The organism is Marinobacter sp., assembly GCF_048259445.1.
Lineage (GTDB): Bacteria > Pseudomonadota > Gammaproteobacteria > Pseudomonadales > Oleiphilaceae > Marinobacter.
In genome coordinates, this window is record NZ_JBLXHQ010000046.1 from 1 (window position 1) to 8,893 (window position 8,893).

Consider the following 8,893-nt stretch of genomic DNA (forward strand, 5'->3'; position numbering starts at 1 on the left):
CCACGATGGCGGGTGCGCAATGCACCCATATATGCCTGCCCCTGTGGCGGAATTGGTAGACGCGGCAGACTCAAAATCTGTTTCTCTTTGAGAGTGGGAGTTCGATTCTCCCCGGGGGCACCATCGCTTTCTCCTTTTATCTGGCTAATTGCGTAACCTGTTTCTAACTGGACCTCAGTTCTCTTTGAGGATGTGCGCAAACGTATCCAGAGCTTCGTTCAGTCCTGTGAAACTGGTGGGGTAAACCCGGTTGCGAGGAAAGGCGATAACGTGCCCGCGATCAAACGCGCGCAGAAAGTTTTTTGCGCCCGGGGCTATACGATCAAGGTCCTGTGCGAATGTATCGGGACTTTCCCCTCTGCGTTTCAGATAGGGCGTTATGATGAAATCCGCATCAAGCGCGTCGAGCATCTCTGCCCCTAGAATTATATTACTGTTTCCGCTGGGAATTTCACGCGTGATGGGCAGGCGTTGCAGGCCAAGATCATCAAACATGGTGGTGAGCACGCCATAGTCGGAATAGACCGAGAATGTACCGTCGTGGCTGTTGAGGATTACGACGACATAGCTGGCTTTCGTTAGGCCGTTATTTGCCAATTGTTTGCGAATGGCACGTGTTTTTTGCCGATAGCTATCGTGCAATGTTTCAAAGCGCTCAGATCGACCAAGCCAGCCTGCGAATTCTCGGTAAAGGTCGAATGGCGGGCGCCCTTGATCAGGGTCGAACATCAGCGTCGGGGCAATGCTTGAAAGGTTTTCATTCAGTCTTGCTACATCGCCAACATTGCCAAGGATCAGATCAGGTTTCAGTGATCTGATCCTTTCAAGATCGAGTTTTCCGTGAACCGAAGCTAGTGCGATGTGATTAAAATCGAGACCAAAGAGTTCATTTGCTCCTCGAATGTAATAGTTTCCATCCGGGGCGAGGCGCCCAACGCTCCCCGCAAGGGGCACTCCCAACTCATGGGCCATGACAGTCAATGTCCAGTCATGAAGTGATACGACCCTGTAAAGGTTGTCGGGGATTTCAACATTGTGTCCCATATGATCCTGCACCATGCCCGCCCGGGCTGCTGTGCAAACGCTGCATAAAAACAGAATTGCTAATTTTAGTTTGCGCATCATTGCCACAGTCGATCTTACTGTTTTGAAATACGTGCGAAGGCCGCAACTGACAGGAAGCTGAAAACACCCAGTATGGAAATAATCAGCCCTGCGGGAATGATGACCGGGTTAAATAAGGTGCGCCCTGCCAAATCCGCAATCAGTACCACTATCATGCCAATCAGCATTGTGATCGGAAGAACCTCGCCCGGCTTCGCCCCAACCATCCGACGTGCGATATGTGACGAGATCAGGCCAAGAAATGAAATCGGTCCTACAATCGCGACGACCGGGGCAACAAGCGCCGCCGCAAGCACGGTCAGAAGCAGTCTGGTCAGACGAGGAGAAATGCCAAGGCTGGCGGCTTGATCATTGCCCAGTTCAAGTGGCCCCATGGCTCTGGTTGCCATAAGAAGCGGTAAAGTGACGACACCGGCCCAGATGGCAAGATGCGCGACATCGATTGCAGAAGTTGCCGTCAAAGAGCCATGTGACCAGATAACGTAGCTGGCATAACGTTCAATTCCCCCGGCGACGATGACAATTTCAGTTAATGAGGAAAGGATAATTCCCGTAGCAATGCCAATCAGGATCAGCCCGTTTGAAAGTCTCAGATAGAACGCAAGCAGCAAAACCAGTGCCGCCGCCAAAAGTCCGCCGATCAAGCCGAATGATGCCAGCCATTGCGTAGGCAAGTTGAACACGATGCTGCCCAGAAGAATAAAAGCGCTGGTACCTTGCGACAGCCCAAGAAGTCCCGGATCCGCCAATGCATTTCCCGATGCCACCTGCAGCAAATAACCCGATGCTGCCAGCATTGCGCCGCCAAGTACTGCGATGCCGACGCGCGGTGCGCGTAATGCCATAAGTTCGGCGACATCGATGTCTCCGTTCTGGCCAAAGCTGATGATCCAGGACAATAGCTGTTCATGGGTAAGGTCGGTTGTTCCAACATTCAGGGCCAGAAATGCGGTAGCCATCACCAGTGCACACAGGCAGAAGATCGGAGAAATCGCAAATGGCGAATAAGGCAGATTAATCGGACCCAGAACAATATATTTTGCGGCTCTCATGCTTTGCGTCTTCCGAATACGACCACAATGATGATGAGGAAGGCAACACCACCAAACAGCGATAGTACGGAGCCGACATTTAGCAATCTTGGCGCGGCCATAAACCGGGCCATGATATCCGCCGCTGTGACCAGTATGGCGCCTGATATGAGACACAGAAGAGGCGGGCCAAGACCGGTTTCACCGATCAGAATTTTAACCATATGCGGAGCGACTAGTCCGACAAAACCGATTGGTCCGACGACTGTTACTGCAATGATGGATAAGACAATTGCACCACCAAGGCCGATCCATTGCAGCCAGCGAGTATCGACGCCAAGTGCTGCTGCTTGTTCTGAGCCAAGCCCCATCAGGTCAAGTGGCCGTATGACCAGCAAAAGGATAAGGATTGCTGCCATGCCAGCAGGCCAAATGAGACTGAGTGTTTGCAGGTCAAAAATGCTGATATCGCCAACAAGCCATCCCAGCAGATTACCAAAAATATCCGTATCGAGCGAAATGATGAAGGCAGAAGCTGTTGAAAACAGTGTCGTACTCATGGCGCCGCCAAGAACCAAACTGATCTGGTCGCCTTTCTGATGTCCTAGAATGTTTGCCACGATAAAGGAAAATATCAGGGCACAGATGCCACCGGTTAATGCGGGCCAAAACAGGTTTGCATCGGAACCACCCCAAAAATAGATCGCAGCAACACAAAAGGTTGCTGCACCGCTATTGATGCCAAGAGTGGAAGGCGAGACCAGATCGTTGCGAAGGATTTTTTGCAGCACATACCCGGACAGCGCCAGCATCGCCCCGATGGAGACCGCGACAATCAGGCGGGGTAAACGCTGATTGATAACAATGACATGCAGATAGTTCTTGGGTGTGTAATCAAATAGAGATGACCAGACGATATTCGGCGTGATCAATCGGGCGCCAAGACAAAGATGCAGAAGTGATAGCATGGCAAGTAGGCCGACCGACACCAGGCATATCCTGCTGTTCTTCATGACACTGCGGACTCAGGCAGATGTATGACGGTGCGGCCAATTGGAACCGCAACCGTACGAAGGCCGTAAACCTGTTTGATTAGCTCCGGCGTCATGACGTTCTGTGGGGGGCCATCGGCGATAATATGTCCGTCAGACATCATGACAATACGATCCGCATACAGGCTTGCCTGTGTCAGGTCATGCAGAACGGCGATGACGGATTTATTTTCTGTGGCTGCCCGACGGGCAAGATGCAGCAGGTCATGCTGATGACGCGGGTCAAGGTGATTGGTCGGCTCATCAAGAAGAAGAAACGGTGTGTCCTGAGCCAGTGTCATCGCCATACGGACCCGTTGAAGCTGGCCTCCGGAAAGTTCGCCAAGGCGTCGTGCAGACAGTTCGGTAATCTCCATTAGTTCCATCGCTGATGCGATTTTTTCCCTGTCTTTCGGTGTTTTACGACGCAACCATGTTTCATGGGCATATCGTCCCATGCCAACCAGGTCTTCGACAGTCATCCCTTCGGGAACGCTGTTGGACTGTGCCAGCAGTGCGAGGCGTCGGGCCAAAGCCCTGCGCCCCATCTTTGCAACAGTGACCCCTTCAAGAACGACTTGCCCTGTTTTTGGTGAAAGTAATCCTGACAAAAGCCGCAGAGCAGTACTTTTGCCGCAGCCGTTGGGGCCAATGATAACAAGGAACTCGCCGCGTTTGGCCGCAAACGACACATCCTGAAGAACAGGATGTGCGTTATAGGCAAAAGAGACGCCTTTTAATGCGATCTCTTCAGATGAATTTACATCCGCGTTGATCACATTTTTACCTTGATGGCGGCATAAATGGATAAGGGGGCACCCGCATAGTTCTCGGTGCGACCGACAGGTGTTTCTATATAATCCGCGTCAGTCAGGTTTTTACCATTCAGGGAAAGCTCGATATTCTCAGTGATTTTGTAAGCGACAGATGCGTCAAATCGGGCATAGCCATCAACAGCATAGCTATTGTTCAGATCCCCTTTACGCGCACCAACCATCTGTACGCCGCCGCCCAAAGTTAGCCCTTTGAGGTTGCCGCTCTGGAATTCATAACTGTTCCAGATGGAGCCGCTCCAGACCGGTACACCGCCGAGCCGGTTTCCGACGTCATAGTCCTCGTCTTTTGTGACTTCTGCATCCAGATAGGCCGCAGAGGTAATGATATTCCATCCCGGAAGGACTTCACCCGTCAGGTTGATTTCGATACCGCGTACACGCTGTTCACCGGTTAGAACGGAGTAATTGGTGTCCTCTGGATCGGTGGTTGCAACATTTTCCTTGGTGATCTGAAACACTGATGTGGTTACAGACAGCCGGTCCGCAAGCAGATCAAATTTTGCTCCGGCTTCGACTTGCCATCCTTCTTCAGGTGAAAGTGCCGAACCATCCCGGGTCTGTCCGCTTTGCGGTGAAAAGCTTTCGCCATAACTGGTATAGAACGAAAGTATCTGGATCGGCTGATAGACGAGCCCAAAACGTTTTGTCAGTGCGTCTTCATTGATTGGTGCGTTGCTGTCACCAACCTTTTGATCCTGTTTTTGATCCACAGTGTCATAACGAAGGCCGGTCAAAGCCTTCCACTGAGGTGTAAATTCGATCTGGTCCTGAAGGATAAAAGATAGGGTGTCGATGTCTTCGACGAAATTGGAATTGAGTGTCGGCGTAACCTTATCCGCACCATAAACCGGGTTATAGATATCAATTGCCCCAATATTGGCCCGATAAGATTTGAACTTCATTTGTGAATGAGAATATTCAAGTCCACTAAGAAGGGTGTGACCAATGCTGCTTGTGTCGAAATCAAATTGTGCGTCAAAGCGCGATGTGAAGCTTCGTGAATCTTCTTCACGATCGGTATAGCGACGATTGAGTGTCCGACCATCTGCCTGCAGACTCCGGAGATCGATACCGGTATCCTGCACGAGAGCCTGGTCATAGACCATGGAGCCACTCAGTTTGACAGTGCTGTTGAGCTGATGCTCAAGACCAAGCGTGGTATGGGCTTTTTTTGCATCAATACGTGACCATTTTTCGGCAAGAAAACGATCTGCCGGAAGGCTGACCTCGTTGTCCGCAGTCACAATCAATCCGCGATCAAATGGCAAGTTTTGATGGGTGTAATCGACATTGGCCGTAACCGTGGTTGCCTCTGTTGGTTGCCAGTCTATTGCACCGGTGACGGATTGACGGCGTGACGTTCCGGCTTCGCGGAAACTGTCTTCAGTTTGCAGGCCGCTGGAAAGTCTTGCTGTCAGGGTTTTTGACGCGTTCAATGCGCCGGTTACAGATCCCTGGGCTCGCCAGAAATCATAGCTTCCGACGGTAAGCGTACTATCAGCGCCGAATTCCTTGCTTGGACGGCGCGTGACAATATTGATCACCCCGCCCGGTTCCGCACGACCATATAGCGCCGAAGCAGGTCCTTTTAGGACCTCAACCCGTTCCACGCTGGACAGATCAAGAAAGGTTTCCGGCCTGTCGCCAGCAGGGTTGAGCATGATGCCGTCAACAGAATACCCGGGCGAAGAAAAGCCGCGGACCTTGAAAGTTGCTGCGCGGTTACCGGATGTGGAATTTTCCTGCACAGAAGAGACATTCTGAATAACGTCCTTTAGTTCCGTTGCAGCCCTGTCTTCGATGACATCGCGTGGAACAACCTGAATGGATTGCGGAATGTCACGAAGAGCAGTGTCAGTGCGAGTGCCCGAGGTTGAGCGCGTCGCACGATATCCGTCGACTGGCCCAGTTGCTGTCTCGCCGGTTGCCTCAATAACGACCGGTGCAACGGTCGAACTGGCCGCCCCATCTGATAGATCATTGGGAAGAATAACGATTGTCTGGCTGTCTGAATATTGAAATTGCAACCCCGTACCGGCGAGTAACAGTGAAAGGGCCTCATCCGGGCTCATGGTTCCCTGAATTTTTGGGGCGATTAGGCCCGCCACCAGATCGGTCTGATATGCCGTTTGAAAACCAGTTTGTGCCGTCAGATCAGAAAGTGCATGGGCCAGTTGCTGCGAAGGGATGTTAATATCAAATTCATTGGAATCTTGTGCTTGTGTCTGTGCCTGAGCAATTTGAAAGGGAAGAAATGTGGTGCTCAAGCCGAGAGAGGCGCCAACCATCAAGGCTTGTATGAACGGGCTATGTGATTTCCGGTTTGTTCCAGCTTTGTTGTTCTTTTCGAGCATTAGCCCCTCAATATGGTTCTGTTTGTCCGGCCAGAACTGTAAGCAGCCCCGGCGCACTCCTCCCCGGAAAACACTGATGAATGCCGGGCCCTTACTGTAATGACGGGTGAAAACGCAAAAACCTAAACGGTCCGGCCAAATTTTTTGCGAGTGACTAGCATTATTGATTGAGAGGGGCGGGAAATATGTCTGAGAAACCTGTGACAAAGCTATGGCCAACGTGATCGTCAGCAGGCCATAGCGAAGTTTGGATCAGGGGTGTTTATGTCACAAGTATCGCAACGCCCGGCAGGCGGGTAATGGTGCGCCCCTGAATGCGAACCAAGGCATTGACCGCAGCCAGAGCGCGGTCCGTGGTAAAGGTTCCGCTTACCCGTGTGCTGCGTTTAACACCCGGCGCCAAGAGAATGCGTTCGGGTAAGTAGCGTTCCAGATCGGCAAGGGCGTCTGCCAGGGGGGCATTTTCAAAAATGATGCGGCCGGCCTGCCAGGCTAAAACTTTTTTCACATCAATCTCGCCGTTCAGATAAGGGTGTCCCGATCTGCGGTAAATTGCCTGCTGGCTTGGCTGTAGTTCAAGGCTCACAGCAATTGTATCATGCCTGTTCGAGACGGTTGTTTTTCCGTCTAAGGCGGTCACAGTCACAGTATTGTCGAGCAGTTTAATGGCAAATTTGCCCTCAGCCGAAGTGCTTTCGCCTTTAAGTGCCTGTACGATAAGAGGGTTCCCGTGATTGGCCTGAACATAGAATTCAGCCTCGCCACGCAGCAAGATGACATTTCGTTGCTGTTCGTTAATTGAAACGGATATCGCGCTGTCTGTATTCATGATCACGCGAGAACCATCATTCAGGCCGAACTCGGCGCGTTCACCAATTGCTGTGACATAATCGGCTTTGAATTTCTCTATAACAATCGGCGCGATCCCCGCCACCGCCGCAGCTGTGGCAAGCCCTCCGAGCAAAAAGTGACGGCGACCAATCGGGGAACTCTGTGCATCCGGTGTCGTGTCTTCTTTGGGTTCAATGTGTTGAAGTTGCTTCCAGAATGCGCGTTCTCGTTCGAAGGCAAGGGCATTTTCCGGCGCGCGGTCTCGCCATTTCCGAAATTCTTCAAGGTATTTTGTCTCTACATCACCGGAATTGAGACGAACAATCCATTCGCGTGCTTCCACGGCAACCCGGGCTTTGGTCGTGCTCGAAGTTTGCGGATCGTTCATTTGATTGCCTAGTCTGTGCTTAGGAAGTTTGGAACGCATATTTACATGTTTGACGTGTTAGATGACTTATTTGGAACAAGCAGTAACCGTCAAACGGATTTGTCAGTTTGTTTCTGAAATACTGTCCCGCACTTTCGCAAGGTGTTCGAGTGCCCGTTTGATATGATAATAAACGGCTTCTTCACTGATGTCATAATGTTCAGCAATACGACGATGCGATATTTGTTCGAAGCGGTTTCTCATGAAAATCTGGCGCGTTCGCTCAGGAAGATCGTTCAAAGCCTTGGAAATTGATTCCAGATGTTCCCTGCTTGATGCGACCCGCTCGGGTGATTTGTCATCCTGACTTTCCCAAAGAATGCTGGAAACTTCCGCATCAATTTCTGCGCGCCGCCGTTCCTTGCGTAAATGATCCAGAACAGTGTGGGAGACAACCTTTGTGATGAAAGCTGCCGGGTTATCGATCGTGGTGGAATGGGTCGCCTGTTCCACCTTCAGCCAGGAATCCTGAACGAGGTCTTCCGCGGTTGCGTGATTGCCGGTTTGCGCAACAGCAGTGGCGACAAGTCGTGACCTTAATAAATTAAATATTCTGGCGATGGCATGACATTCCCCTTTGGCCTTCGGTGTCTTCGACGGGGGCACGAGTTTCTCCGGACTTTAGTTTCTGGCGGCGATATCTGGGTTATTGCTAATTATATTTAACAATAATAACAATCATTTTCATTCGCATCTGCGGGTTTGTTGTTATTTAATGCACTGTGATCAGAACTCCGCGTTGCAAAGCCATCTCTTTTTGCCATTCCGTCCGATGTTAAAACCGATGTTGGTTTGCTCGTTGGCCGGGCGGTAAAGGATTGTTACTTGAATATTTGGTGCATAAAATCGCGCTGAAGAAGTTATCTCGGCCTATTGCGGGTTAATACTAAATTAAAGCAACCTAGGGTTAGTTGTGCTTTCTGTATGAATTTACTTAGGGTGTTTGTGCGTTGATAAACTTAATGCATTTCTAATGTGTGCAGGTCTTTTTCAATTAGCCTTGCGTCGTTATGAGATGTAATTAGGTTTGATTTTGGCTGCTAGTATATGGGGTGGTAGCCGGGGGGAAGTGCAAACCTGTACCATTACTTTGGGAGTAATGGGCCATTTGGATGATGGACATTGGGGGGCACAATGGCCTATCTGCGAAATCATACGATTTTGTCTTCGACGGATCTTGATGAGGTTCGTGAATCGATCGGAAATTTGATTTCTCCGCATCATTTCGACGTCAAGGGTAAACACGCAGACCTGAATG

7 protein-coding genes and 1 tRNA gene are annotated in these 8,893 nt (G+C 50.7%); 1 reads left to right on the forward strand and 7 read right to left on the reverse strand.

Features of this window, described 5'->3' with window-relative positions; genetic code table 11:
- The first annotated feature begins 37 nt into the window (after positions 1-37).
- Positions 38-123: transfer RNA gene (locus ACN0RL_RS19200), tRNA-Leu, on the forward strand.
- Positions 124-174: 51 nt separating this feature from the next.
- Here ACN0RL_RS19200 and ACN0RL_RS19205 read toward each other — a convergent pair.
- The 7 genes from ACN0RL_RS19205 to ACN0RL_RS19235 form a co-directional block, all read right to left on the reverse strand.
- A complete protein-coding gene (locus ACN0RL_RS19205) occupies positions 175-1,044 on the reverse strand; it encodes an ABC transporter substrate-binding protein (protein WP_417519752.1) in 870 nt (289 codons plus the stop codon).
- A gap of 95 nt (positions 1,045-1,139) precedes the next feature.
- A complete protein-coding gene (locus ACN0RL_RS19210) occupies positions 1,140-2,177 on the reverse strand; it encodes a FecCD family ABC transporter permease (RefSeq protein WP_417519754.1) in 1,038 nt (345 codons plus the stop codon).
- Complete coding sequence (locus ACN0RL_RS19215) at positions 2,174-3,169, reverse strand: FecCD family ABC transporter permease (protein WP_417519756.1); 996 nt, start codon at positions 3,167-3,169, stop codon at positions 2,174-2,176. The genes ACN0RL_RS19210 and ACN0RL_RS19215 overlap by 4 nt, the downstream gene beginning before the upstream one ends.
- Positions 3,166-3,966: an ABC transporter ATP-binding protein gene (locus tag ACN0RL_RS19220; protein ID WP_417519758.1), complete on the reverse strand. Its 801-nt coding sequence runs from the start codon at positions 3,964-3,966 to the stop codon at positions 3,166-3,168. The genes ACN0RL_RS19215 and ACN0RL_RS19220 overlap by 4 nt, the downstream gene beginning before the upstream one ends.
- Positions 3,963-6,377: a TonB-dependent siderophore receptor gene (locus ACN0RL_RS19225; protein ID WP_417519760.1), complete on the reverse strand. Its 2,415-nt coding sequence runs from the start codon at positions 6,375-6,377 to the stop codon at positions 3,963-3,965. Before ACN0RL_RS19225 ends, ACN0RL_RS19220 begins: the two co-directional genes overlap by 4 nt.
- 262 nt (positions 6,378-6,639) lie before the next feature.
- Positions 6,640-7,635, reverse strand: a complete 996-nt coding sequence (locus tag ACN0RL_RS19230; protein WP_417519762.1) for a FecR family protein — start codon at positions 7,633-7,635, stop codon at positions 6,640-6,642.
- A gap of 63 nt (positions 7,636-7,698) precedes the next feature.
- Entirely contained in the window at positions 7,699-8,241 is a 543-nt protein-coding gene (locus ACN0RL_RS19235) for an RNA polymerase sigma factor (protein WP_417519764.1), read from the reverse strand.
- Positions 8,242-8,893: the final 652 nt, after the last annotated feature.

Coding starts and splice junctions, on each gene's coding strand:
- ACN0RL_RS19230 (WP_417519762.1), bottom strand. CDS start 7,635: ATGCGTTCCAAACTTCCTAAGCACAGACTAGGCAATCAAATGAACGAT.
- ACN0RL_RS19210 (WP_417519754.1), bottom strand. CDS start 2,177: ATGAGAGCCGCAAAATATATTGTTCTGGGTCCGATTAATCTGCCTTAT.
- ACN0RL_RS19215 (WP_417519756.1), bottom strand. CDS start 3,169: ATGAAGAACAGCAGGATATGCCTGGTGTCGGTCGGCCTACTTGCCATG.
- ACN0RL_RS19225 (WP_417519760.1), bottom strand. CDS start 6,377: ATGCTCGAAAAGAACAACAAAGCTGGAACAAACCGGAAATCACATAGC.
- ACN0RL_RS19205 (WP_417519752.1), bottom strand. CDS start 1,044: ATGGGACACAATGTTGAAATCCCCGACAACCTTTACAGGGTCGTATCA.